The organism is Parajatrophihabitans canadensis (assembly GCF_053764775.1).
In genome coordinates, this window is the sequence record NZ_CM132445.1 from 639983 (window position 1) to 665132 (window position 25150).

Genomic DNA, 25150 nt, shown 5'->3' on the forward strand with positions numbered 1-25150 from the left:
CATTCAAACTGTTGACACTGCCTATGACACCAAAGTTATGCCAGCAGGCGGCGCTCTTCCAAGGCGGTGTGAGCAAGTCAATTAGGTAGGGTCGGCGAAAGAATGGGTGTGATCGAGTGAGCAGCATTCAGATTCGGCTCGCGGCCGCTACAGACGCGGCGGTGATTGCACGCGTCCACATGGACTCGAGAGCGGCGACCATGCCGTACCTGCCGCCGCAGCGGCGCAATCACGAGCAGGTCAGCTGGTGGGTGGAGAGCGTTCTGCTGAGGACCTGCCGCATCTGGGTTGCGGTGCGCGATTCAGAGATTCTGGGCTATGCAGCTCTCGAAGGGGATGTGCTCGAACACCTCTACCTTCGTCCGGATGTCCGCCGCGAGGGCATCGGCACGCTACTACTGGACGAGGTCAAGAAGCACCGCCCCGGCGGGGTGACGCTTCATGTCTTTCAGCAGAACACCGATGCCCGTGCGTTCTACGAGCGACGCGGTTTCACCGTCCTTGAAACCAGTGACGGCCAGCAAAACATGGAGAGATTGCCGGACATGACCCTGCGGTGGTCAGGCGTCGGGACTGCAGCTATTCCCACTGTAGATTGAATGCGTCCTCTTCCGTCGTGCTGACCTGCGTGGTTAGGATGACCCGCGGTCTTAACGAGATTCAGCTCGGCGCTGATGGGAGAGACGCTGTGGACGACATCGAAGCAATCAAGGTCCTCAAGGCCCGTTACTTTCGCGCGATGGACACGAAGAACTGGGATGCGATGCGGCAGGTATTCACCGACGACGTCGTGATGGACACCAGCGAGGCCGGCGGCCCGACGATCGCTGGGGCGGACGAGTTCATGACCTTTCTCGTGCCGACGCTTGCAGATGTCGTCACGGTGCATCACGGTCACATGCCCGAGATCGAGGTTTCTGGCACGACTGCCACCGGGATCTGGGCCATGGAAGATCTGCTTCGCTATCCCGACGGCAACGAAATGCGAGGCTATGGGCATTACCACGAGACGTACGAGAAACAGGGCTCGGCTTGGCGGATCAAGTCTTCAAAGTTGACCCGTTTACGGGTGGATTTGAAAGAGCCCGCCGCGAGCCACGCCGCGCTGTAGTCGGCGTCTGGGCGCCGACACGGGGTAACCGGGAGAGGACAGTCGGTGCGAGTAGGAATCATCAGCGGTAACTGGGGAATGGCGGCGCATCTACCGGCTTGGCGAGCGTTGCCGGACGTCGAAGTTGTTGGGGTGTGCACGGCGCACCAGGACACGGCTGAGGCCGCGGCGAAGGCGAACGACATCCCGATGGCATTCTGGGATTACCGCGACCTGATCGCGCATCCAGAGATCGACCTCGTGGACGTCGGCACTCGGCCCGATCTGCGCTTCGACATGTGTCTGGCCGCCTTGGCAGCAGGCAAGCATGTATACAACGCCGTTCCCTTCTCCGACACCATCGAGCACGCCCGGACGTTGCGCGACACCGCTGCCGGGGCAGGCTCCATCACCGCCGTCGACGCCTACTCCGAACATCTGCCGCCGATCGCGCTCGCCAAGGAGATCGTGGCGGACGGTGGAATCGGCGAGGTGTACATGGTGAACTGCAGCAACGAGATCTCGCTGTTCGATCAACCCCGCTCGGACTTTCCCTACAACTGGTTTCAGAATGGCGCACATGCGACAAGCGCGCTTCGCAACCTGGGCTCGCATGCGTTGCACGTCGTCTACAGCCTGTTCGGTGACATCGAGTCGGTCGTCGCTCAGGACCGTCAATACGTCCGCGACTGGGCCTTCACGGACGCACCTGGTGGCTTGACACCTGACCCGGAGGTAACCGACACAGCGGCCATGCTCTTCCGCCTCGAGTCCGGCGGGATAGGCACGTTCACCGCCTCGTGGGTGCCGGTGCACGGTAGCGGCTTCACGCTCGATGCCTTCGGCAGCCGCGGTCACCTGCGGCTGCGAGGCCAGGGCACCATGCCGACCAACGCGACCAAGGTGTACTACGCGGGCCTCGGCTCGTCCGAGGGGCTCGTCGAAGTGGCCGTGCCAGGCCGGCTGACCAGCCGCGACGGGATCGGACTCAGCGGCCAGGCCGACCAAATGCTGCCTAAATTCGCGATGGCGGTGTTGTTTCGGCAGATGATCGATGCCGCACAGGGCCACGGGCGCGTTCGTCCCGATTTCGCTGATGCCTATCAGGTGCAGGCCATCATTGAGGCCGCACGGCGGTCCGCGGTCGTCGACGCGTGGGTGCGGCCCGCCGCGCTCTAGCGATCCAGGCTTCGGCGCCCGGTATCCTTTGCAGGACATCCTACTGATGGATGAACCTTGCTTCAATTTCCTAGCACTGCTGCCGACAGTCGGCTAGCCTTCTTCCAACACCGAGACTCCGACGCACCTGTCGTTGATGTGGCATGAGGGAGACCTGAATGAGCGAGGACGAACGGACCGCGGGCCGGGAGTACACCTTCAACCGGCACGGTGAGGAATACCGGACCCGGTTCGAGGAGTTTGCCGCCGATATGCAGGCCAAGTGCCCGGTGGCGTGGAACGCAGAGCACGGCGGGCACTGGTTCGCTGCGGCGAACAAAGAGGTATTCGACATTGCCCGTAGCGCCGACAAGGTTTCCAACGCCCGCGATCTCGACCGCGGTTTGCAGGGCATCAGCATCCCGACGATGCGGGTCGAGGGGATGGCTTGCAGCTTCCTCGAGATGGATCCACCGGACCAGCGCTATTACCGGCAGACGCTCAACCCGTACCTGTCTCCGGCGGCGGTAGCGCGGTGGAAGCCGGTGGCCGAGGAGATCACCCGCGCGTCGCTGAACGAGAAGATCGCGACAGGTCGCATCGACTTCGTCGATGACCTGGCCAATATCGTCCCGGCCGTCCTGACGCTTGCAATGATGGGCTTGCCGCTCAAGGACTGGCCGGTGTACTGCGAACCCGCCCATGCGGGCGTTTACACCAAACCGGACTCACCCGACCGGCCCAGAGTGATGGCGGCCAGCGAGGAGATGCGCCGTCGGTTGCGCGAATCATTGCCCGAGGTGCGGGAGAATCCGCGGCCCGGACTGGTTGAAGCGCTGGCCAACTGCACGCTCAACGGCCGCACGCCCGACGACGACGAGTTGTCGGCCCAGCTCGGCCTCATCATCGGCGGCGGGTTCGACACCACGACAGCTCTCACTGCGCACGCTTTGGAGTGGCTCTCCGAGCACCCCGATCAACGCGAGCGGCTCTCCTTCGAACGGGAAAGCCTGTTGGACAGCGCGACCGAGGAGTTCCTCCGCTTCTACACCCCGGCGCCTGGCGATGGCCGGACGATCACGCAGGACTTTGAGATCGACGGTGTGCAGTTGAAAGAAGGCGAACGGCTCTGGCTGTCGTGGGCGATGGCAAATCGCGACCCAGAGGTGTTTCCTGATCCGAACGAGATCCTGCTGGACCGATCGAACAACCGGCACGCCAGCTTCGGCTTGGGTATCCACCGCTGCATCGGGTCCAACGTCGCGCGGATGACCTTCAAGACCATGATTACGGCCGTGCTGGACCGCATGCCCGACTTCGTCTGTGAGCCCTCGGGCGCCGTGCACTACGACACCGTCGGGATCATCAATGGCATGAAGCATCTGCCGGCGACCTTCACGCCCGGCAAGCAGCTCGGTGCTGGCTTGGACGAGACGCTGGAGGCGCTGCAGCGCGTCTGCGACGAGCAGCAGTGGCTGGCCGAACCCGTGACCGTTCGGCACGAGACGGCGAAGATCGGCACGGCAACTGGCTGACGATGCCCGCGGGGGCATCACGGGCATACCGGTCGGGCATACCGGTCGGGCGGACAGTGCCGGGACTGACAGTGGCGGGGCGGACAGTGGCGGGATCTTCAGGAGTAGGAGTCAGGATGGACACGTTCGACTATGTGATCGTCGGTGCCGGTTCCGCGGGCTGCGTGCTCGCCTACCGATTGAGTGAGAACCCTGGTGTCCAGGTCCTGGTGCTGGAGGCGGGAGGTTCGGACCGCAATCCTGCCTTGCACGTGCCCAAAGGGCTGGTGTTTGCCGACAAGTTCGCCTGGAAGTACATGACTGAGCCGTTTGGTCCGTTCGGTCAAGTGGAACCGTGGACGCGAGGCAAGGTGCTGGGTGGGTCGTCCTCGATCAACGGGATGGTCTACAACCGCGGTGCCCAGGCTGACTACGACCGCATCGAAGAGCTGGGAAACCCCGGCTGGGGTTGGGACACGATCCTCCCCATCTTCCAGAAGATGGAGGACCACTCGCTCGGTGCCTCCGACATGCGTGGCGCAGGCGGGCCGCTCGGGATCTCCATTCCGCCACTGAGCCAGCCGATCGCCGGCGCGCTGTGCGAGGCGGCGGTCCCGCTGGGTGCGACACCGATGGATGATCTGAACTCCTCCGATCAGGAACGGATCGGTTCGTCGCCGGCCACCATCAAGAACGGCTTGCGACAGAGCGCCGCCAAGGCGTTCCTCCGTCCGGCTCAGAAGCGCCCCAACGTGACCGTGCGGACCGGGACGCTGGCGACCCGGTTGGTGTTTGAAGGCGACCGCGCCGTGGGCGTAGAGGTCGAAACCGGCGAGGGCGGCCGCGATGTGGTGCGCGCACGTCGCGAGGTGATCCTTTCGATGGGCAGCCTTGCCACGCCTCAGATGTTGGAGCTGTCCGGCATCGGCGCTGCGGACGTCCTCAAGCCACTCGGGATCGACGTGCGGGTGGACGCTCCCCGGGTTGGCGAGGGCATGCATGAGCACCGGTGCTTCCCCATCCAGATGCGCCTGCTGCCCAACGTCGGCTACAACAAGCAACTCGCCAGCCGCCCGGCGCAAGCGCTCAGCACGTTCAAGTACCTCACCACCCGCAAAGGCCCGCTGGCTACTCCGCCCTACGACATGTTGTGGTTCATGCGCAGCTCCGATGACAGCCCGCGGCCGGATGCACAGGTGTTGATGACCCCACTGACGCTTGGCTTGGGCCCGACGAGCGTCGGCCTGGAGCGCCGACCTGGCCTTTCGATCCTCGGCTTCACGCTGCGCCCGACCAGCGAAGGATCGGTGCACATCGCCTCCACCGATCCGCATCAGCAAGCGAAGATCCAACCGAACTACCTCGCTACTGAGCACGACAAGACCATCTCGATCAACATGTTCAAGAAGATGCGCCAGTTGGTGCAGAACAGTCCGATCGCGGACATGGTGCTTACCGAGATCCAGCCGGGCTTCGCCGTGCAGGACGACGAGAGCATCTTGCGCTCGGGCATCCTCTACGGCGGGCCGGGCTACCACGCGTGCGGCGCGGTCGCGATGGGGCCGACCGACGACTACGCCATCGACAGCCGACTTCGGGTGCGCGGCGTGGACGGTCTGCGGGTCGTCGACGTCTCGATCCTTCCGGAGATGGTGGCAGGCAACCTCAACGGACCGATCATGGCGATGGCCTGGCACGCCGCCGATCTCATCACCGAGGACAACAGCTAACGATCATCACCGAGCACAACAGCTAACGATTCCAAGAGGAATCAAGCGCTGGTCTCGGCGAACGTGATGCGTGACTGAGTGGTGCGCGTCACATCTTCCTCACACTCATTGTATGAGCTGAGCGGTACCGTGCCCGCCGTAGGGCTCGTTCACCTACGGCGAGCCCACTTCATTTGTATGGGGGGCACGATGAAAAAAGGATTGTCACGCCCGCTGCTCGCGATTCTGACCGCGGCAGGTCTCGGAGCTACCTTCCTTGTGACGGCCGTTTCGGCCAGCGCACATCCGACGTCTCGAACGGTGTACGTTGCGCCAACCGCCAGTAAGGCGAAAGCGCGGAGTAGTTCCTGTGATCATCCCGATTACTCGAAGATTCAGGACGCCATCGCGGGTGTCGCAGTCGGCGGTACCGTCGTCGTCTGCAAGGGTACGTATCCGGGAATGATCAATGTAGACAAGCGAATCACCCTCGCTGGACGACCCGGTGCAACGGTCGATGCCACTGGGGACATCTATGGCATCGGGGTCTCGGCATCGTGGTCGACGGTCACTGGCATGAAGGTCACAGGCGCCAGCCCACTCAACCCGGACAACAACCAGATCGCCGACGGAATCGTCACCATTGCCTTCGGGCCGAACGGGCCGCTAGCCGCTGATCACGTTCGAATCATCCACAACGAGGTGACCGGCAACCTCGGTTCCGGTATTGACATCAACTCCAGTTCGTATTCGACCGCGTCATTCAACTATGCGCACGACAACGGCGTCGGGATTAACCTCGCCGACGACATCGGGTTGCCGGCCAACCACAACACGGTCAGCTTCAACGTCACGAACAAGAACTTCGGCGGCTGTGGCATCGCACTTGCCGACCACACCGGCGTCGGCGTCAGCTACAACACCGTGGAGTTCAACACCGCCGACGACAACGGCCTGGCCACCGCTACCGCGCCGGATGCCTCAGCGGGTAGTGGCGTGATCCTTGCCAGCCCGATTCCCGCCGGCATCGTCAAGGGAAACACCATTACCGGCAACGAATTCAGCGGAAACGGCCATGGTGGAGTCGTCGTTCACGCACACGCGCCGGGGACTGACTTCTCCGGGAACCAGGTGACCTACAACAGGATTGGGAAGAACAACCTCCGCACTGATGAGAATGACCTGCAGACGACGGGGATCTACCTCGGCAGCGCCTCAGCGCTGATCATCACGATCACTGGCAACCTCATCGGTCCGGACTACTACGGCGTCTTCACCTCAGGCCCGGTGACCGTCCGAGGTAGTGCGAACCGTTACTTCGGCGTCACCCACAAGCTCGGCACAGCTCCAAACTTCTGAGTCCCAAGGTGAGAGCGGCGGGGGACCGCTGACTCGGTTGTATTGAGGCTCCGAAGCACAGAATGATCACCGCCTGGGCGTTTGAGGCCGGGCGGTGATCGTTCTGACGGTGTGAAGCTGCGAAGATGGCCCGGTGGAGAATGGCCCGGTGGAGATAGGTGCGGCGCGCGCGAACGCGACCTCGACGCGCCGAGAACAGCTCGGCGAGCTGGGGCAGCTCGAGGTTCTGGATACCCGCCCGGGCCGCGTCCGCCGTTCGCTGGATCTGGTTCGCGCCCTCATTCTGCTCAGCGCGGTGTTGATCCTTGCTGGTTTGGGCACGGTCGCGGTGGAAACCGACCAAGGCGCGAACTCGGACGTGAATCGTTTGCTGTCCGAGGTCCCACATGTCTTCATCCGCCTATTCAGCGTGCTGGGAGCGACGGCGGCGTTGGCAATGCCAATCGCGCTCATCGTTCGCGAACTGGTCCGCGGGCAGTCTCGTCGTCTGATCGAGGCGCTTCTGACCGGTGTTGTCGCTCTGGGTGTCGTCGAAGGCCTGGATCATCTGCTGTCCTCGGCGGTTTTCCCCGCCTTGCACGATTCGCTCGTACGTACGAACGTTTCGGACACGGTTCGTCCACTGGACGCCTACCTGGCTGCGCTGTTTGCATTCGTGGCCATCATCGGCGTCGCCGGCCGCTGGCAGGCCTTGTTCGTGGCCACCACGGCTCTGTACGTCGTTTCTGCCTTGACCGGGACCCATTCGTCACTGCTGTCATTGATCATGAGCCCGACGATCGGAGCTGCCGTCGGAGTCAGCACGCGCTGGCTCGCCGGAACCGTCGACGACTCGCCCGATGCGGTCAGCATCGCGACCGAGTTGGTCAAGCGCGGGTTACGCCTGTTGCGAATGGAACGGATTGGTGCACAACCAGCCGACCATCGCACGTACCGGTGCCGCACCGACACCGGTCGCGACGTTCTGGTGCAGGCATTCGACAGGGATCTCATCGCTACCGGTCTCATCTACCGCTTCTACCGGCTGGTCCGGCTCCGCTCGGACATCGCGTTGGCACCGGCTGTATCTCTGGAGCGGATTACCGAACACCGATCCCTGCTCGCCTTGGCCGCTGGGCAGGCGGGCGCACCGGTTCCGGCATTGATCGCGGGCGTGCCGTGCGGTCCCGACACCGTCGTGCTGGTCTATGACCAGCCGGTAAGCGCAGCATTGGGCGAGCCGAGCGATGAACAGCTGGCTGAGATCTGGGAAAGCGTGGAGTTACTGCATCACCAGCGCATAACCCATCACGGCCTGATCGCCGAACAGGTCCGGCTTGACCCGACGGGGCGGGTGCTTTTGCCCATCATCAGCGAAGGGTTTGTCTTTGCTGGCGACTTGCGGATCAGCATCGGTCGCGTGCAATTGCTGATCACCATGGCTGTCCTGGTCGGAGCCGAACGAGCTGTTCACAGTGCGCGCACCGTTCTGACCCAGGAGGAATTAGCGGCCACCCTGCCGATGATGCAGACGATCGCATTGACTCGAGACGCGCGAAAGATCGTCGCCCGCAACAAAGACATTCTCGACGAGCTGCGCGCGGAGATCCAGCAGCCCGCCAGTGATGCGGTGGCTGAGCTGGCGCAGCTCGAACGGGTCCGTCCTCGTACGATCGTGACGCTGGTTGCGGTCATCATCGCGGGGTACCTGTTGATCGCCCAGTTCGGCTCGGTGGACCTCGCCGCCGTCTTGTCCGACGCGCATTGGAACTGGGCAGTCCTCGTCGTGTTGGCCTCGGCCCTTACCTATCTCGCCGCCGCGATTTCCCTGACTGGCTATGTGCAGGAGAAGCTGATTTTCGGGCGCACCGTGCTGGCTCAGCTCGCCGCATCTTTCGTCAGCCTGCTGACCCCTCCGGCCGTCGGCGGGCTGGCCATCAACCTGCGCTACCTGCGCAAAGCCGGTATCAGCGCGACAGGTGCCGCGACCAGCGTCGGACTTTCTCAGGTCGTGAACGCTGTTTCCCACGTCCTGCTGCTGATTGCCTTCGCAGCCGCGACCGGCTCGTCCGCCCATCACAGCCTCCCGATACCGGGCTGGGCGTTCCTCGCCCTCGGCGCGATCGCCGCTGTCGCGCTGCTTACGTTGAGCGTCCCGGTACCGCGGCGTTGGTTGCTGGCCCGGATACTAGGACCCCTGCGCGAGGCCCTGCCAAGACTGCTGAATCTGGTCACGAGCCCGATGAAGCTGCTCGAAAGCGTTGGCGGCGCAGTTGCCTTGAACGGCTTCTACATCTTCGCGCTGTGGGCCGCCACCCAGGCGCTCGACGCTCAGCTGGGTTTTGCCCAGGTTGCCATCGTCTACCTCGCGGGCGCGGCCATCGGCTCGGTCGTCCCGACGCCGGGCGGTCTCGGGGCAGTCGAGGTTGCGATGTCCACCGGCCTGACTGCCATCGGCATGTCCGGCACGGCGGCAGTCAGCGCGGTGTTGCTGTTTCGACTGGCCACCTTCGTACTCCCCGTTCCTGTCGGCTGGTTGGCGATGGGCTGGCTGCAACGTCGCAACGCTCTCTGACGGCGGTTGCTGTTGACAGCTACGGCAGGTGCAGGACGAGGCGCGTCACCACGTTTCCGTCGGTCGTGATGTCGGCGATCATGTTTTCGATCGGCGGCAGGGTGTCGTAGAAGCCCGTCTTGGCGAGCAGATAGCTCAACCCGACCGGGGAGAGGTCCTGATACTTCCCGTTGGCGTAGTACTGGATGTTGACCAGTCCCGTTGGGTAGCCGACGTAACCCTCCGAATACGTGTAGAGCGCGGAGTTGTTGTTCTCGACGCGTCCGTCGGCGCCCAGCACGACTCGATCGATGTTGACCGTCCAGCGTCCCCCGCTGCCCTCGGTAGAGACAACCCGGCCACGGTCGACCAGCCGGACGCTGCCACGGTTTCCTGCCAGCTGGCCGGACCGCACGGCGGAAGCCGCCGCCGCGTCAGTGTCCGCTGCTCCGTTCCAGCGGGTGATCACGACGGCCGGAGCGGTCGGCACTACCCACTGTTCGAGGCTGCCTTGGATGCACGAGCCAGCGAACACCCTGTGCTCGGCGGCCGCCGCGCCGACGGTGGCATCGTCGGATTGGTCGGTGGTGATCCCGGCATTGCCCGCACTTCCACAGACGTCGGTGCCTCCGAAGCCGCCGGGGCGATCCGGGTCGACGATGCCGCCGGCCAGCGTGCTGTCACCGGAGGTGGCTGAGAATGACCGGACGAGCAATTCGCAGTTGTTGCCGCCCCCAACAGCCTGGTATGGCGCTGCGTCCTTGGTGATGCACACGGTGCTCGAGGGAGCGCCGGCCGCGACCGCCCAGGTGCTCGGCACCGTGAAGCTGCCGGCGGCTGTCGACAGAAGCTTCGTTGTAACGATCGGCACCGCTGGGCTCGTCGATGCATCGCTCTTGGTCGGCGTGGTCGTTGAATGGCTCGTGGCCGACGGCGTACTCGGGGTCTCGGTCGGACTCGTCGTGGGGGTCGAAGTCGGCGGATCGGTAGGGCTGGGCGTACCCGTCGGACTAGCCAGTGACTTGTCGGGGCTGTGCGAGCGATCGGCACTGACCAGCTGCGCGGTGACGAGCGTGCCCCCGACGAGGACGAGTACTGCCGCGGCCGACATCAGCGGAAGCATCCAACGCACGTGCGCCTGAGGTTTCCGAGTCTCGACGAAGGGCGGCGGCGTCTCGGTCTCGGGGACTGCGCGGACCGCCGCATCGTTCAGAGCGCGGGCGAGGTCATCTTCGATACGACGGTGCTGCGGCAACTCGTTCATCGCACACCTCCCAAGAGTGATTCCAGAGCATCGAGGCCGCGGCTGGCCGTCGACTTGACGGTGCCCGTCGAAACTCCGAGTGTTTGAGCGATCTCGGCCTCGGACAGCCGTAGCCAGTAACGCAGGACCAGCACCTCACGTTGGCGTCGCGGGAGGCCCTGTAGCCCGGTGATGACGTCTGCGTTCTCGGCCGCGGCGAGTGAATCGTCGATTCCGTCGGCTTCCAGGAGCGCCTCGCGCAGGGCGTGCTTGCGCGTGGTCATGCGCTTGCGTAACGCCGAACGGGCCCCGTTGACGACCGAGGTCCTCAGATAGCCGACGGCGGCGTCTGGGTTTCGCAGCGGCTTGCGGTACATCGCCACGAACGCGTCTTGCACGACGTCCTCGGCGCTCGCGCGGTCGTCGACGAGCAAGATTGCAAGCCGCATCATCTTGTGCCACTGCGTGGCATACAGCGTGTCGAAGTCGACCCCACTGCCGGCGGTAACTTCCACACGCCCTCCTCCGAGCTCGTCGACCTGCACTTCGCGCCTGGTCTTGACCGTCATCACGCATGTAAGACGCAGCGTCCAATGCAAAGGTTGACAAGCTCGCTCGATCTCGTCGGTCATTCTGAATGGTCGCCGGCCGAGCGCGGGAGCCGGCACGCCCATACGCAGGTCCGCACGCTTGCAGGGCACATCTCGCGTGCCCTACGTTGAGCCGCATGCGCTATCGAACCCTCGGACGCACGGGTATGCGGGTGAGCCCGCTATGCCTGGGGGCGATGATGCTTGGAGCGTGGGGTGAACCCGACCACGCCGCATCGATCGCAATCGTGCATCGGGCGCTGGACGCCGGTATCAACTTCATCGATACGGCTGACGTTTACTCCCAGGGCGAATCCGAGGTGATCGTTGGAAAGGCGTTGGCCGGCGGACGTCGAGACGAGGTCATTCTGGCCACGAAGTTCAGCGGGCAGATGGACGTACCGATTGGTGAGCGCGGCGGCAGCCCGAACAAGCGCGGAAACTCAAGGCGTTGGATCATGCAGGCTGTCGAGGGCAGCCTGCGCAGACTGAATACTGACTGGATCGACCTCTACCAGGTTCATCGGCCTGACCGTCAGACCGACATAGAGGAGACGCTGTCTGCCCTCAGCGACCTACAGCGCGCCGGAAAGATCCGTGCATTCGGCTCCTCGACGTTCCCGCCGCACGCGGTGGTCGAAGCGCAGTGGGTGTCGGAGCGACGGGCACTCGGACGGTTCGTGAGCGAGCAGCCGCCCTACTCGCTTCTCGCACGCGGAGTCGAAGCCGACCTGCTGCCCGTCGCTGAGAAGTACGACCTGGCGGTCTTGGCCTGGAGTCCATTGGCCGGGGGATGGCTCAGCGGGGCCTACCGCAAGGGCCGGGAGCTTCCCACGGCAAGCCAAGCAGCACGGGCGCCTGGACGCTACGACATGTCGAACCCGAGCACCGTTGCGAAGTTGGACGCCGTGGAGGCGCTGGCCGAAGTTGCCGACGAGGCAGGCCTGACGCTGATTCACCTGGCTCTGGCGTTCGTCCTTCAACACCCGGCGGTGACTTCGCCGATCATCGGCCCGCGCACCATGGCCCACTTGGAATCGCAGCTCGGCGCGACGGAAATATCGTTGGGTGACGAGGTACTGGACGCGATAGACGCGGTCGTGCCGCCCGGGCAGACGTTCTCAGTCGAGGACCAGGGCTACGTCGCGCCGGCGCTCACGACTCGTTCGCTGCGCCGCCGTTCCAGCTGAGATCAATCGGCTCGTTAAATGCGGGTAGAGAGCGCTCTAGCGATTCTCAGCTCGGTCTTGGCTTAGCCACTGGCGCGGAGCATACTGGCCGCGACGGTAAGTCCCCGTGGGATCGATGGGGAGGTCGTTCAGTGACTGAACACTCCAGCCCATACCGCGTCAACTCGGCCTGCTATCTACTGGGCGGCAGACGGTGACCGGGACTCTCGAGTCGAGTACGGCGCCGAGCCCGCTCGATCTCGAACCGGTGCCCATCAGCGCGCACCCCTTCCCGGCGACAGGTACGTCGAAGGGGTCACTGTTCCTGCTGATGTTGCGGACGACCGATCACAAGTTGATCGGGCGGATGTACCTGGTGACGTCGTTTGCCTTCTTCATCTTCGGCGGGGCGCTGGCGCTGATCATGCGTGCCGAGCTGGCCCGCCCGGGTATGCAGTTCCTGAGTCCGGAGCAGTACAACCAACTCTTCACCATGCACGGCACCATCATGTTGTTGTTCTTCGCCACGCCTCTGGTCTTTGCGTTCTCGAATCTGGTGCTCCCGTTGCAGATCGGCGCACCCGATGTCGCATTCCCGCGCTTGAACGCGTTCTCCTACTGGCTGTACTTGTTCGGTGCGACGCTCGCCTGTGCCGGCTTCCTGACCCCTGGTGGTGCTGCGGACGGCGGCTGGACTTTCTATCTACCCCTCAATGACGAGATCAATTCACCTGGAACCGGCACCGACTTCTGGATCCTCGGCGTCGCCATCTCGGGCCTCGGGACGATTCTTGGTGGCGTAAACATGCTGACCACGATCGTGTGCCTACGAGCGCCGGGCATGACGCTGTTCCGAATGCCGATGTTCACCTGGGGGATCCTCACCACGATGATCCTGGTTCTGCTGGCCTTCCCGATCCTGACCTCGGCGCTGCTGGTCTTGTGGATCGATCGACATCTCGGCGCGCAGGTCTTTGCATCGGACAACGGCGGCGCGATCCTCTACCAGCACCTGTTCTGGTTCTTCGGGCATCCGGAGGTCTACATCGTCGCGTTACCCTTCTTCGGCATCATCTCCGAAGTCATCCCGGTGTTCTCTCGCAAGCCGTTGTTCGGCTACAAGGGAATGGTGATGGCGATGCTGGCGATCGGCGCGCTGTCCTTGACGGTCTGGGCACATCACATGTTCGCGACCGGTGCGGTGCTGCTGCCCTTCTTCTCGCTGCTGACGTTCCTGATCGCCGTGCCCACCGGAATCAAGTTCTTCAACTGGATCGGCACGATGTGGCGCGGTTCGATCACCTTCGAGACCGCAATGCTGTTCTGTATCGGTTTCATGGTCACGTTCCTGTTCGGCGGTCTCACCGGGGTGCTGCTGGCCTCGCCGCCGTCGAACTTCCAGGTGACGGACAGCTACTTCGTCGTAGCCCACTTTCACTACGTCCTGTTCGGCACGATCGTCTTCGCTGCCTACGCAGGCGTGTACTTCTGGTTCCCGAAGTTCACCGGTCGTTACATGGACGAGCGGTTGGGCAGGCTGCACTTCTGGTTGACATTTGTTGGTTTTCACACCACATTTCTGATCCAGCACTGGCTCGGTAACAAGGGCATGCCGCGGCGCTATGCCGACTACCTACCGAGTGACGGCTTCACCACGTTCAATACCATTTCCACCATCGGCTCGTTCGTACTCGGAGCCTCGATGTTGCCCTTCCTGTACAACGTCTATCACTCTTACAGATACGGCGAGGTCGTTACCCAGGATGACCCATGGGGGCATGGCAACTCGCTGGAATGGGCCACCTCGTGCCCGCCACCGAGACACAACTTCACCTCGATGCCCCGGATCCGGTCCGAACGGCCCGCGTTCGATGCGCACTACCCTCACCTACACGAGCGGCTCGATCGTGAAGCTCATGCCGGCAAGAAACACGTGCCCGTTGACGAATCCGCCATCGCTGGCGGTGACGGCTAGAGGGCCCCGGAAAGACCGGTAAGCGTGGTCGCTTGGCCGACGCTCAACCACCCGGACGACACGAGTCCCTGCACCGCTTGTGCATACGCCGTGAGCAACTTCGTCTTCGCTGCGGGTTTTGCCGACGGCGTGAAGTCGAGCAGGACGTTCGTCGCGATCGTGACGGTTGCAGCAACGAGCAGCCGCGTCAGAGCGTTCGAGGACTGGTATTTGGCCGACGCCCGGACGAACTGCGTCGTCAGCGTGCTGAGGTCGGTCGGCTTGACCGTGACCGTGAACGACGCCGATCCGGTGCCGACATTGTCGGCGTTGTCGGTGGCCTTGGCAGAAAGCGGGTGTGCGCCCGCGCCGAAGGTCCAACCGGGGCCGGTTACGTTCGAGCAGGTCGAGGTGGCGATTCCGGAGAGCTCGTCCGCCGCGGTGCAGGTGATGGCGACCGTGCTGAGGATGCCATAGGAGCCGGCGTTACCCGAATACGAGACAGTCGGTTTGGCAGTGTCGATCGTGGCCGTGTAACTCGCATTCGCGGAGTTACCGGCGTGATCGACGCAGGTACCGGTTGCCGTCCCCGTCGCGCTCAGCACGTCATCGGCGAGCGTACTGGCCGCCGTGTCGACGCCGGAGCCCGCATCGGTACAGGTGAACGACACGGTGACGTTCGTGTTGTTCCAGCCGTTCGCGTTCGCAGCAGGGATCGCGCTCGCGACGATGGTCGGCGGGGTCTTGTCGGGCGGCGGTGGTGGTGCGGCACCGGCTGGTGACCCGATCTCAGCACCATCGGCCGCCAGGAACGCACCGTTGACTCCTACCGCGCTCAAGGTAGCAACCGCCGGCGACGATGTGGCCGAGCCGAGGCCGGCGGTGTTGTCGAAGGAGGCGAATGGTGCGGTCGCTGGAGACGCACCGAAGCTGATTCCGGTAATCCGGTCGCCAGCAGCGCTGAAGAGGTTTACCGCATCACCGCCTGTTGAAAGTCCGACACCCGAGCCGCCGTAGTGCCCGATCAGGAATCCGGCCGGCAGTGTGGGTGAGCCGAACCAGGCCTGGGCGAAGCTCGCGGTGACCGCCGCGTCGTCCAGGCCGCCGGTGTCTTCGAAGAACACCGCGGATTTACCTGCAGGTAGCGATGTAACCCCGGCCAATGCAACGGCGCTGGCGAATGCGTTAGAGCTGTCATCCATCTTCCAGCCAGTCAGATCTAGCGCGGACGCACCGGTGTTGGTGACTTCGAACCAATCAGCGGCGTACGGGCTGTTACCGCTGCCCCACGGGGCGACCTCGGAAATGACTACCGACGCTGGCGGCGGCGGCGTGATCGTGCTCGCACCCGGCGAACCGATCTCGGCGCCATCGGCAGCCAGGAACGCACCGTTCACTCCTACCGCGCTCAGTGTGGAGACCGTGGGCAGTGGCAGGGTTGCGGAGCCGAGGCCCGCGGTGTTGTCGAAGGAGGCGAACGGCGCGGTTGCCGGGGAAGCGCCGAAACTGATCCCGGTGACCTGGGCACCGGTGGCGTCGAACAGGTTTACCGCGTCGCCACCGGTTGAAAGTCCGACGCCCGAGCCGCCGTAGTGCCCGATCAAGAATCCGGCCGGCAGTGTGGGTGAGCCGAACCACGCCTGGGCAAAGCTTGCGGTCACTGCTGCGTCGTCCAGGCCGCCGGTGTCCTCGAAGAACACCGCGGACTTGCCCGCCGGCAGTGACGCCACGCCGGCTAACGCAACCGCGCTGGCAACGGAATCGGAACTGTCGTCCATCTTCCAGCCGGTGAGATCCACGGCGGACGTTCCGGTGTTGGTGACTTCGAACCAGTCGGCTGCGTACGGTCCATTGCCGCTGCCCCACGGTGCTACTTCAGAGACGATGACTGACGTTGGGGGCGGTGGCGGAGGCGTCGACGTGACCACGTCGCCCGGCGAACCGATCTCTGCGCCGTCGGCGGCCAGGAACGAGCCATGCGCCCCGACCGCGCTCAGCGTAGCGAGCGCTGGAGCCTTGAACGTCCCACTGCTGCTGAGTCCCTCGTGGTTGTCGAAGGTGGCCAGCGGCGCGGTTGCTGGGGAAGCGCCGAAGCTGACACCGGTGACCCGATCCCCGGCCGCGTCGAACACGTTGACTGCGTCACCGCTGCTGGACAGCCCGACCCCCGAGCCACCGTAATGCCCGATCAGGAAGCCGGCCGGCAGGGTCGTGGACCCGTACCATGCTTGAGCAAAGTTCGCTTGTACGGTCGCATCGTCCAGGCCGCCGGTGTCTTCGAAGAACACTGCAGATTTGCCTGCAGGCAGCGAGGTAACCCCCGCCAACGGGACCGCGCTGGCGAATGCGTCAGAGCTGTCGTCCATCTTCCAGCCGGTCAGATCCACCGCGGACGTTCCGGTGTTGGTGAGCTCGAACCAGTCGGCGCCGTAGGTCGCAGTACCGCTACCCCAGGGCGCCACCTCCGATACGGTCATACGCGGCACGCTGGGCTGCAGTGACGGCGGTCCGTACACCCACAGTTGAGGGTGGGAGGCGTCGCCGCCGCCGGCTTCACTCACGGTGTAGAGGTAGCCATCGCGGTCCATCGTGACGCCTTCCTGCGTCTCGTCGGGTACCGAGATCGGGCTGGTCGGGTCACTGATGGTCAGCGAGCTCTCGACGTGGCCCGTGCGGTCCACGTTGACGATCTTTCCGGACTCCTGGCTGATGATCAGTAGGTGGCTCGAGTCCGGGCCGGTGAGATTAGGCAGGTTCGACAAGGCAAAAACGTCGGAGAAGTCGGTGGTACCGACCAATGAGGGGTCGAACAGGTTCGTCGACTCATCGGTGGTCGGCGAGCCGTTTGTCGCAGTGCCCGCGGCAAAGTCGATGTTGGTCTGGAAGATGCTCTCCGGTGTGGTCTCCTTGACAACGACGAAGCCCGGTGAGCTTTCCGTCGATGTCTGTGGGTCATAGGTGATGCCTTCGATGCCGACATTGCCGATCGTCGTGCCGAGTTTGACGGTCTGGACGTCGCCCCGGGTGAGGATCCCACCGGCGACGTAGCTGAACAGGTTGACCTGACGGTCGCGCTCCTCGCCGAGGACGAACTTGCCACCGCCGACGTAGGTGATTGCTTCGGTGTCGTAGAAAGTCGTGCCCTGTGGGCTACCACCGGGCGCGAGGGTCATCGAATCGATCAGCTGTCCCGACTTGGACACCTGAACTACAGACGTGCCGCCATCGCCGACGACGAACAGCGAGTCGGTATCCCAGTCATAGGTGACCGAAGATGCTTCCTGTGCCAACAGGCTGTTTGCCGGTGCAGTCGTGCGGGTGGGTTCCGGCAGGTCGTAGCGCCCGACGAGGCTGTATTGCGACAGATCGACCCCGGTGCTCGGCGTGTCCGCCCGTGCCATGCGCGGCATCGCCACGCATACGGCGCTGACAAGTGCGATAAGCGAAATGAATGTGCCCGTACGCCTGCCAACTGCTGAAGTCACGAAATCTCCCCGTCGCCCGTTAAACCGGCGTGACCGCCGCGGTAGCCGAGCTTAGGGCCGGGCAGTGCCCACAAAGTTGACGCGCAGCTGTCCAATGATCAACGGGCAGGTGAACACGAAGGTGTTTGGGCCAATTGCTGGCTCATCCAACGCGGGTGATGGCGAGCTCGCCTTGACAGGCGACGATTGCTTCTATCCAGACGCTCAGATCAGTGGAATCGACTGCGAGGAAGGTGACGTGCGATGGTGAAAGGTGGCGGTTGGCGATTCTTCGCCGCGACGATGCTAGGGCTGGCCGGAGTCATGCGATTCTTCGACGTGATTTGGACGTTCAGCAGCCACGGACCGCTCGGGACCACCAGCCTTGATGGGGCCGTCTTCGGCCATAGTCTCAAGGTCTATGGCTGGATATACCTGATAGTCGCGGTCATTTTGATCGCCAGCTCGGTCGCGGTCGTCGCGGGTTCTGAAATGGGTCGCTGGGTAGGAATCATTGCTGCTGCTCTGCTCGCGATCAGCGCGATCTGGTGGATGCCCTTCTACCCGGTCTGGTCTTTGACGTATATCGCCATCGGCATGTTGGTCATCTACGGACTCGCAATGTACGGCGGGCATGAAGCATATGAGGCCACCGAAGCGGCGCGGTTGGAGGCGCATCCCGGGTACGGGCCGCAGTATCGCTAGCGTCGAACGCCGAGTCGCAGGCAGCGAGTGCTACCCAGCGAGTCCTACCCAGCGAGTCCTAATCGGTCAGCCGTCGTGGGGGGCTGCCGCCGTCGAGCACGATGACCTGGCCGCAGGCTTTGTCGTCGCGTATCAGCTCGAGCACGGTTGAGGCGATGTCATCGGGCGGGATCAGCGGCGGCGTCCGGGCGCGCTGAGCGGCCGACATGGTCGCCAGCTGGGCGTGCGCCCGGTCAAGACCGATCCAATCCGGCACGACGCAGTTCACACGCACGTGGTGAGTTTTCGACAAGTCCGTCACCGATGAAGTGAAGCGGATCAATCCCGCCTTCGCCGCGCCGTACTCCGGGGACGAGTAAGCGTCGAACCCACGGCCCCCGCTCGAGGCGATATTGACGACGACCCCGCCGCCCAGCCGTGTCATCGGATCCAGGCAGCGCTGTGTCAGGTCCATGGGGGCTATGAGGTTCAGTTCCAGCACCGCTCGCCACTGCTGCGCTGTCGCCTGCGGAAATTGCCGGTCGGCAGGCCCCCATCCGCCAGCGTTGTTGACCAAGATATGAGGGCCACCGTGGCGCATCGCAACGGCCAGGACGTGCTCGCGTCCCTGGTCGGTGCTTATGTCTGAGACAGCGGGCTCGCTGGGGGCCATTGCTGCGCTGGCGTCGGCCGCCAGCGTGGGGTCGAGGTCGGCGGCGACGACGAATGCGCCCGCGTCGCTGAGGCGACCAGCGATGACGCGGCCCAAGCCACTGCCCGCCCCGGTCACGATGGCGACCCGATCGGCGATGTCCACGCCGCCGACGCTATCTCAAGCCCCCGTAAAGCAACTGAAAATGCGTGGCATCCAGGCCCCGTATGATAGAGGCTTCTGTCCTGTAGCTAGTCGAAATTCCCTCGAGGATGAGTCGTGCCTGAGATATCGCTGCGCCCCGATGCCACGCAAGCTCTATCTGACGCGCTGAAATCGCGCATTCTGGTGCTCGATGGTGCGATGGGGACGATGATCCAGCGGTACACGCTCAGCGAGGCAGAGTACCGCGGCGAGCGCTTTGCCGATTGGGATAGCGACCTCAAGGGCAATAACGATCTCTTGACGCTCACTCAGCCTGACACGATCACGGCGATCCATCACGCCTACCTAGACGCCGGATCGGATCTCGTCGAGACCAATACTTTCAACGCGCAGAAAATTTCACTCGCCGATTACGGCATGGAGGCACTGGCGTACGAGCTCAACTACGAATCCGCCCGGTTGGCCCGCGCCGCGTGTGATGCGGTGACCGCAGCGGACCCAAGCCGTCCGCGCTACGTTGCGGGCGCCCTCGGGCCCACGAACCGGACTGCCTCGATCTCACCGGACGTCAACGATCCCGGCGCCCGCAACATCACCTACACCGAGCTGGTCGATGCCTACCTCGAGCAGGCCAACGGCCTTGTCGACGGTGGCGCCGACCTGCTCTTGATCGAGACGATCTTCGACACGCTCAATGCCAAAGCAGCGATCTTCGCGCTGGAAACGCTTTTCGAGGAGCGCGGGCGTCGCTGGCCGATCATGATCTCCGGAACCATCACGGATGCCTCGGGTCGTACCCTCTCCGGTCAAGTGACCGAGGCGTTCTGGAACTCGGTACGGCACGCCAAACCTTTGCTGATCGGCCTCAACTGCGCGCTTGGTGCGGCCGAGATGCGCCCTTACCTGGCTGAGGTTTCCCGGATCGCGGACTGCTTCGTATCCTGCTACCCCAACGCGGGCCTTCCGAACGCGTTCGGCGAGTACGACGAAGCGCCTGACCAGACGGCCAGCATCGTGCGGGAATTCGCCGAGAGCGGGCTGCTGAACTTGCTCGGTGGCTGCTGTGGCACCACGCCCGAACACATCACCGCCATGGCGGCCAGCGTGGCCGGTGTCGTGCCCCGCGTCCCGGCCGAGCGCGAGGCGGCCTGCCGGCTGTCCGGGCTCGAGCCATTGACGATCACCGCAGATTCGCTGTTCGTGAACGTCGGTGAGCGCACCAACATCACAGGGTCGGCGAAGTTCCGCAACCTCATCCGTGATGGCGATTACAACACCGCGTTGTCGGTCGCCCGCCAGCAGGTCGAGAACGGCGCTCAGGTCATCGACGTCAACATGGACGAAGGCATGATCGACGGCGTCGCCGCGATGGATCGGTTCATCAAGCTGATTGCCAGCGAGCCGGACATCAGCCGCGTCCCGATCATGGTCGACTCCTCGAAGTTCGAGGTCATCGAAGCAGGACTGCGCTGCGTTCAGGGCAAGCCCATAGTCAACTCGATCTCGATGAAAGAGGGCGAGCAGAAGTTCCGCGATCAGGCGCGGTTGTGCCGCAAGTATGGTGCTGCCGTCGTGGTGATGGCCTTCGACGAGGACGGGCAGGCCGACAACCTCGAACGGCGAAAGGCCATCTGTGCCAGGGCGTACCGGATCCTGGTCGATGAGGTCGGCTTCCCACCCGAGGACATCATCTTCGACCCGAACATCTTTGCGGTGGCCACCGGCATCGAAGAACACGCCAACTACGGCGTCGATTTCATCGAGGGAACTCGCTGGATCAAGCAGAACCTGCCCGGCGCACTGGTCTCCGGTGGCGTCTCTAACGTCTCGTTCTCCTTCCGCGGCAACAATGCCGTTCGCGAGGCAATCCACGCCGTGTTCCTGTACCACGCGATCGCCGCCGGCATGGACATGGGCATCGTGAACGCGGGAGCGCTTGTCGTTTATGACCAGGTTGACGAACGGTTGCGTGAACGGATCGAGGACGTCATCCTCAACCGGCGTGATGACGCCGCAGAACGGCTGCTGGAGATCGCCACCGAGTTTGCCGGCGAGGGCAAGAAAGCTGAGACCGCCAACAACGAGTGGCGGGAGTTGCCAGTCGCCGAGCGCATCACGCATGCGTTGGTAAAGGGAATCGACGACTACGCCGAAGTCGACGCAGAGGAACTGCGGCTACTTATCGAGGCCCGGGGCGGCCAGCCCATCGAAGTCATCGAAGGCCCGCTGATGGCCGGCATGAACGTTGTCGGCGACCTCTTCGGCGCGGGCAAGATGTTCCTGCCGCAGGTGGTGAAGTCCGCGCGCGTCATGAAGAAGGCGGTCGCCCATCTGATTCCGTTCATCGAGGCGAGCAAGTCTCCAGAAGACGCCGACCGCAGCAACGGATTGATCATCATGGCCACGGTCAAGGGCGATGTGCACGACATCGGCAAGAACATCGTCGGGGTGGTACTGCAGTGCAACAATTACGATGTCATCGACCTTGGGGTGATGGTTCCGGCCCAGAAGATCCTGGATGCCGCCAAGGAGCACAACGCCGATGCGATCGGATTGTCCGGGCTGATCACGCCATCGCTGGACGAGATGGTGAATGTCGCATCCGAAATGGAGCGACAAGGATTCGAAATTCCGTTGCTGATCGGCGGAGCTACTACCTCGCGCGCACACACCGCCGTCAAGGTCGACAAGAAATACCACGGCCCAGTCATCTGGGTGAAGGATGCTTCGCGCTCGGTCCCGGTTGTCGCTGCGATGCTGTCAGACGAGCAGCGCCCGGCCTTGCTCGCCGAACTCGCGACCGACTACGACTCGTTGCGCGAACGCTACGCCGCGCGCAACGAGGCGAAGGTGATCCTGCCGATCGCAGCGGCACGAGCCAACCGCACGCCGATCGACTGGACGGGCTACCGCCCACCGCGCCCGCGGCTGCTGGCCCAGCAGGCACCGGACGTGCATCACGACGACGAGCGCGCCCTGACCTCGGCGACGCAGTTCGTGAAGACCTTTCACGACTACCCGCTTGCCGAACTTCGCGACTACATCGACTGGCAACCGTTCTTCAATGCCTGGGAAATGAAGGGCAAATTCCCGGACATCCTCAACAACCCGGCATCAGGCGACGCCGCGCGCAAGCTGTGGGACGACGCGCAGTTAATGCTCGACAAGATGATCGCCGAACGATGGGTCAAGGCGGCCGGCGTCTTCGGGCTCTTCCCGGCGAGCATGATCGATGACGATGATATCGAGATCTACACGGACGAAACCCGCTCGCAGGTTCGTATGACACTGCACGAGATTCGTCAGCAGTCCGAGCACCGCCCGGGCGTGCCGCATCGTTCGCTGGCCGATTTCGTCGCACCGAAGGAGACCGGACTGCACGACTACGTCGGCGCGTTCGCAGTGACGGCCGGCTTGGGCATCACCGAGAAGATCACCGAATTCAAGCAGGCGCTTGACGACTACAGTGCGATCCTGCTCGAGTCGTTGGCCGACCGTCTGGCCGAGGCTTTCGCAGAGCGCTTGCATGAGCGGGTGCGTACCGAGTTCTGGGCTTACCAGCCCGATGAGAACCTCGACAACGAATCGCTGATCAAGGAGAAGTACGTCGGCATCCGTCCCGCGCCGGGCTACCCGGCCTGCCCCGAACACACCGAGAAGCAGACGATCTGGGAATTGCTGGACGTGCAGGCCAACGTTGGTATCGAGCTGACAGCGAGCATGGCGATGTGGCCTGGCGCGTCGGTCAGCGGCCTGTACTTCTCACATCCGCAGTCGCAGTACTTCGTCGTCGGGCAGATCGGCCGGGATCAGGTCGAGGAGTACGCCAAGCGCAAGGGTTGGCCGGTCGCCGAGGCCGAGCGGTGGCTATCGCCCAACCTCGGCTACCGCTCCGACAGCGAGTAGCCGGCGCCCGCCCATACTTCACGCGGCACGGTGGCGCTTTACGGCGAGAAGGGTGGCCGTGACGAGCAGCGCGGCGAGACCGAGGAAGATCGCGCTTTCGACTGTCTGGATAAGCCAGAAGTGCCCGGTCGGTTGGTAGGTCGCCGTCGCCTGGATGCTGAGGTTGTGGAGTTGGGCTGCACAGCTATCGGGATTCAGAACACCGTCCCGGGTTGAGTTGATCTGCAGGTTGGGGCAGTAACCCCGCAGCAGATCGAAGCTGCCTTTGTTGTTGGCGATCGGGTGACCGGCAGAGTCGGTGAGGGCAACGCTGTGCAGCCATCCGCTGCTGGGCACCGCTGAGTTCGCTAAGTCCCAGGGCGAGCCGGTGGGGCTCTGCAACAGAGTGGCCATCGGAACCGTGATCGTGTGGGTGCTCAGTGGTGCAAAGTGCCACCGGATCCAATGGATCGGGATGCGGGCGGCGGCATATAAAACCAGCGTGACAGCCATCGCGGGGATCGTGCGGCGGATCCACGCGCTGGCGGCTACCCCGACGGAGAGCGCGAACAGCATGCAGGCGACCGGGACGATGCCCTGGGTGTCATACCACGTGCTGTTGTAGCGGCCACCGAAGGCCGAGTTGAGGGGATCGAGGGTCCAGGTTGCGAGCAACCCGAGGACGAGCGCGGCGAAGCCGGCGACAGTGAAAATCAGCGTTACCTTGATCGTGATCCAACGCAGCGGGCTCACCGATTGCGTCCACGCCAGGCGATGGGTGCCGGCTTCGTATTCGCGCGACACCAACGGTGCGGCCCAGAACATTCCGGCGAGCAGCGGGACGGCGATAAGGGCGGCGACGAAAGGCGGGATCGAGTGGAAATCACGGTGGAGGTGATCCAGGGCATCGCCGCAGGTAAAGTTACCGCCGACGCAACCGGGCAAACCGAGCGCCTGAGCCCGATCTCTGGCGACCGAACCCACGACCAGCAGGGCAGCAGCGAGTGCCGCGAGGATTGTGCCACCAACGGCTGCCTCGGCGCGGTGCTGGCGCCATGTCGTCCAGATCATCGCCGACCGTCCTCCGAACGTGCCGCCGCAATCGCCGGCGCCGGTGGCCGTTCCAGGTAAGCGAGCACGAGCTCTTCCAAGTCGACCGCGTTTGTCGTCAAAGCGGGATTCAGTAAAGCTTCGCGGGTGCGCACCAGCAGCGTGGTGTGCCGTTCGTGCGGCGACCGACTCAGGACCTCGACACCGGCTGGCATCCGATTGGTTGCGTCCGGCGACCCGGCAACCCAATGGTGTTCGCCCAGCAGCTCATCGAGTTCGCCAGCCAGGCGGAGTTGACCATCTCGGATGACGACGAGGTGGTCGCAGACGCGGGCAAGCTCACCGATCAGGTGCGAGGACAACACGACCGTCATGCCGGTGGCCGTGGCGCTGTCCAGAAGCGTTTTGAGGAAGTCTCGCCGCGCCAGCGGATCGAGCGCAGCGAGCGGTTCGTCCAGCAACAAGATGCGTGGACGCTTGGCGACCGCCAATGCCAACGCCACCTGTGCCCGTTGCCCGCCGGACAACTTGCCCGCTCGGCGGTTCAGCGGCACTTCGGCTGCGGCGATTCGCTCCCGTGCCAGGGCATCGTCCCAGGACGGGTTCATCGCGCGGCCGAACCGGAGCATGTCCTGGACCGAGAATTCCTTGTACAGCGGGCAATCCTGGGCGAGGAAACCGACTCGCGCGAGGAAATCCGGGTTGCTGCTGGGCGGTACGCCGTCGACCGACAGCTGGCCTTCCGAGGGCGGCAGCAACCCGACCAACATGTTCAGCAGCGTGGTCTTGCCCGCACCGTTCGGGCCAACGACTGCCGTGATCGACCCGGCTGGCAAGGCGACGGTGCAGTCGCGCAGTGCCCAGAAGGCTCCGTAGCGGCGACCTGCGCGAGCTGCTGCGATCGCGACCTCGCTCTCCTCGATCATGCGCT

17 protein-coding genes are annotated in these 25150 nt (G+C 63.8%); 11 read left to right on the forward strand and 6 right to left on the reverse strand.

Features of this window, described 5'->3' with window-relative positions; genetic code table 11:
• The first annotated feature begins 179 nt into the window (after positions 1-179).
• The 7 genes from ACSMXN_RS03095 to ACSMXN_RS03125 all read left to right on the forward strand — a co-directional run bounded on the left by ACSMXN_RS03095 (position 180) and on the right by ACSMXN_RS03125 (position 9384).
• On the forward strand, positions 180-599 hold the full coding sequence (locus ACSMXN_RS03095; RefSeq protein ID WP_455407761.1) for an N-acetyltransferase family protein: 420 nt from the start codon (positions 180-182) through the stop codon (positions 597-599).
• An 89-nt stretch (positions 600-688) separates the two neighbouring features.
• Positions 689-1111, forward strand: coding sequence for a nuclear transport factor 2 family protein (locus ACSMXN_RS03100; RefSeq protein WP_035944453.1), 423 nt, complete (start codon positions 689-691; stop codon positions 1109-1111).
• A 45-nt stretch (positions 1112-1156) separates the two neighbouring features.
• Positions 1157-2269 carry a Gfo/Idh/MocA family protein gene (locus ACSMXN_RS03105; protein WP_022914850.1) on the forward strand — a complete coding sequence of 371 codons (1113 nt, stop codon included), beginning with the start codon at positions 1157-1159 and terminating at the stop codon, positions 2267-2269.
• A 158-nt stretch (positions 2270-2427) separates the two neighbouring features.
• Positions 2428-3783 carry a cytochrome P450 gene (locus ACSMXN_RS03110; RefSeq protein ID WP_022914849.1) on the forward strand — a complete coding sequence of 452 codons (1356 nt, stop codon included), beginning with the start codon at positions 2428-2430 and terminating at the stop codon, positions 3781-3783.
• A gap of 116 nt (positions 3784-3899) precedes the next feature.
• Positions 3900-5492: a GMC family oxidoreductase N-terminal domain-containing protein gene (locus ACSMXN_RS03115; RefSeq protein WP_022914848.1), complete on the forward strand. Its 1593-nt coding sequence runs from the start codon at positions 3900-3902 to the stop codon at positions 5490-5492.
• A 189-nt stretch (positions 5493-5681) separates the two neighbouring features.
• Positions 5682-6830: a right-handed parallel beta-helix repeat-containing protein gene (locus ACSMXN_RS03120; RefSeq protein WP_196811399.1), complete on the forward strand. Its 1149-nt coding sequence runs from the start codon at positions 5682-5684 to the stop codon at positions 6828-6830.
• A 133-nt stretch (positions 6831-6963) separates the two neighbouring features.
• A complete protein-coding gene (locus ACSMXN_RS03125; protein ID WP_022914846.1) occupies positions 6964-9384 on the forward strand; it encodes a lysylphosphatidylglycerol synthase transmembrane domain-containing protein in 2421 nt (806 codons plus the stop codon).
• A gap of 19 nt (positions 9385-9403) precedes the next feature.
• Here ACSMXN_RS03125 and ACSMXN_RS03130 read toward each other — a convergent pair whose 3' ends face one another.
• Both ACSMXN_RS03130 and ACSMXN_RS03135 read right to left on the reverse strand, forming a co-directional pair.
• Entirely contained in the window at positions 9404-10627 is a 1224-nt protein-coding gene (locus tag ACSMXN_RS03130; RefSeq protein ID WP_022914845.1) for a hypothetical protein, read from the reverse strand.
• On the reverse strand, positions 10624-11121 hold the full coding sequence (locus tag ACSMXN_RS03135) for a SigE family RNA polymerase sigma factor (protein WP_196811398.1): 498 nt from the start codon (positions 11119-11121) through the stop codon (positions 10624-10626). Before ACSMXN_RS03135 ends, ACSMXN_RS03130 begins: the two co-directional genes overlap by 4 nt.
• A 212-nt stretch (positions 11122-11333) precedes the next feature.
• Between ACSMXN_RS03135 and ACSMXN_RS03140 the strand changes: the two genes are divergently transcribed.
• Entirely contained in the window at positions 11334-12386 is a 1053-nt protein-coding gene (locus ACSMXN_RS03140; RefSeq protein WP_022914843.1) for an aldo/keto reductase, read from the forward strand.
• 247 nt (positions 12387-12633) lie between these two features.
• On the forward strand, positions 12634-14340 hold the full coding sequence (gene ctaD / locus ACSMXN_RS03145) for an aa3-type cytochrome oxidase subunit I (RefSeq protein WP_027139820.1): 1707 nt from the start codon (positions 12634-12636) through the stop codon (positions 14338-14340).
• Here ctaD and ACSMXN_RS03150 read toward each other — a convergent pair.
• Positions 14337-17804 (reverse strand): lamin tail domain-containing protein, encoded by a 3468-nt coding sequence (locus ACSMXN_RS03150; RefSeq protein ID WP_155958503.1) that lies wholly within the window; start codon positions 17802-17804, stop codon positions 14337-14339. The genes ctaD and ACSMXN_RS03150 overlap by 4 nt on opposite strands.
• 243 nt (positions 17805-18047) lie before the next feature.
• Here ACSMXN_RS03150 and ACSMXN_RS03155 point away from each other — a divergent pair, with 243 nt between their 5' ends.
• The gene (locus ACSMXN_RS03155; RefSeq protein ID WP_022914839.1) at positions 18048-18488 is read left to right on the forward strand and encodes a DUF7144 family membrane protein; all 441 of its coding nucleotides are present in this window, start codon (positions 18048-18050) and stop codon (positions 18486-18488) included.
• A 58-nt stretch (positions 18489-18546) separates the two neighbouring features.
• On the opposite strand, the gene ACSMXN_RS03160 is transcribed toward ACSMXN_RS03155, so the two are convergent.
• Positions 18547-19284 (reverse strand): SDR family oxidoreductase, encoded by a 738-nt coding sequence (locus ACSMXN_RS03160; protein WP_022914838.1) that lies wholly within the window; start codon positions 19282-19284, stop codon positions 18547-18549.
• A 198-nt stretch (positions 19285-19482) separates the two neighbouring features.
• Here ACSMXN_RS03160 and metH point away from each other — a divergent pair, with 198 nt between their 5' ends.
• Complete coding sequence (gene metH / locus ACSMXN_RS03165) at positions 19483-23190, forward strand: methionine synthase (protein ID WP_455407762.1); 3708 nt, start codon at positions 19483-19485, stop codon at positions 23188-23190.
• Positions 23191-23208: 18 nt separating this feature from the next.
• Here metH and ACSMXN_RS03170 read toward each other — a convergent pair whose 3' ends face one another.
• Together ACSMXN_RS03170 and ACSMXN_RS03175 are read right to left on the reverse strand one after the other, a co-directional pair.
• The gene (locus tag ACSMXN_RS03170) at positions 23209-24240 is read right to left on the reverse strand and encodes an ABC transporter permease (RefSeq protein ID WP_022914836.1); all 1032 of its coding nucleotides are present in this window, start codon (positions 24238-24240) and stop codon (positions 23209-23211) included.
• Positions 24237-25145: an ABC transporter ATP-binding protein gene (locus tag ACSMXN_RS03175; RefSeq protein ID WP_022914835.1), complete on the reverse strand. Its 909-nt coding sequence runs from the start codon at positions 25143-25145 to the stop codon at positions 24237-24239. The genes ACSMXN_RS03170 and ACSMXN_RS03175 overlap by 4 nt, the downstream gene beginning before the upstream one ends.
• Positions 25146-25150 lie beyond the last annotated feature (5 nt).

Coding starts and splice junctions, on each gene's coding strand:
- ACSMXN_RS03170 (WP_022914836.1), bottom strand. CDS start 24,240: ATGATCTGGACGACATGGCGCCAGCACCGCGCCGAGGCAGCCGTTGGT.
- ACSMXN_RS03120 (WP_196811399.1), top strand. CDS start 5,682: ATGAAAAAAGGATTGTCACGCCCGCTGCTCGCGATTCTGACCGCGGCA.
- ACSMXN_RS03175 (WP_022914835.1), bottom strand. CDS start 25,145: ATGATCGAGGAGAGCGAGGTCGCGATCGCAGCAGCTCGCGCAGGTCGC.
- metH (WP_455407762.1), top strand. CDS start 19,483: ATGGGGACGATGATCCAGCGGTACACGCTCAGCGAGGCAGAGTACCGC.
- ACSMXN_RS03095 (WP_455407761.1), top strand. CDS start 180: ATGGACTCGAGAGCGGCGACCATGCCGTACCTGCCGCCGCAGCGGCGC.
- ACSMXN_RS03130 (WP_022914845.1), bottom strand. CDS start 10,627: ATGAACGAGTTGCCGCAGCACCGTCGTATCGAAGATGACCTCGCCCGC.
- ACSMXN_RS03115 (WP_022914848.1), top strand. CDS start 3,900: ATGGACACGTTCGACTATGTGATCGTCGGTGCCGGTTCCGCGGGCTGC.
- ACSMXN_RS03140 (WP_022914843.1), top strand. CDS start 11,334: ATGCGCTATCGAACCCTCGGACGCACGGGTATGCGGGTGAGCCCGCTA.
- ACSMXN_RS03155 (WP_022914839.1), top strand. CDS start 18,048: ATGGTGAAAGGTGGCGGTTGGCGATTCTTCGCCGCGACGATGCTAGGG.
- ACSMXN_RS03110 (WP_022914849.1), top strand. CDS start 2,428: ATGAGCGAGGACGAACGGACCGCGGGCCGGGAGTACACCTTCAACCGG.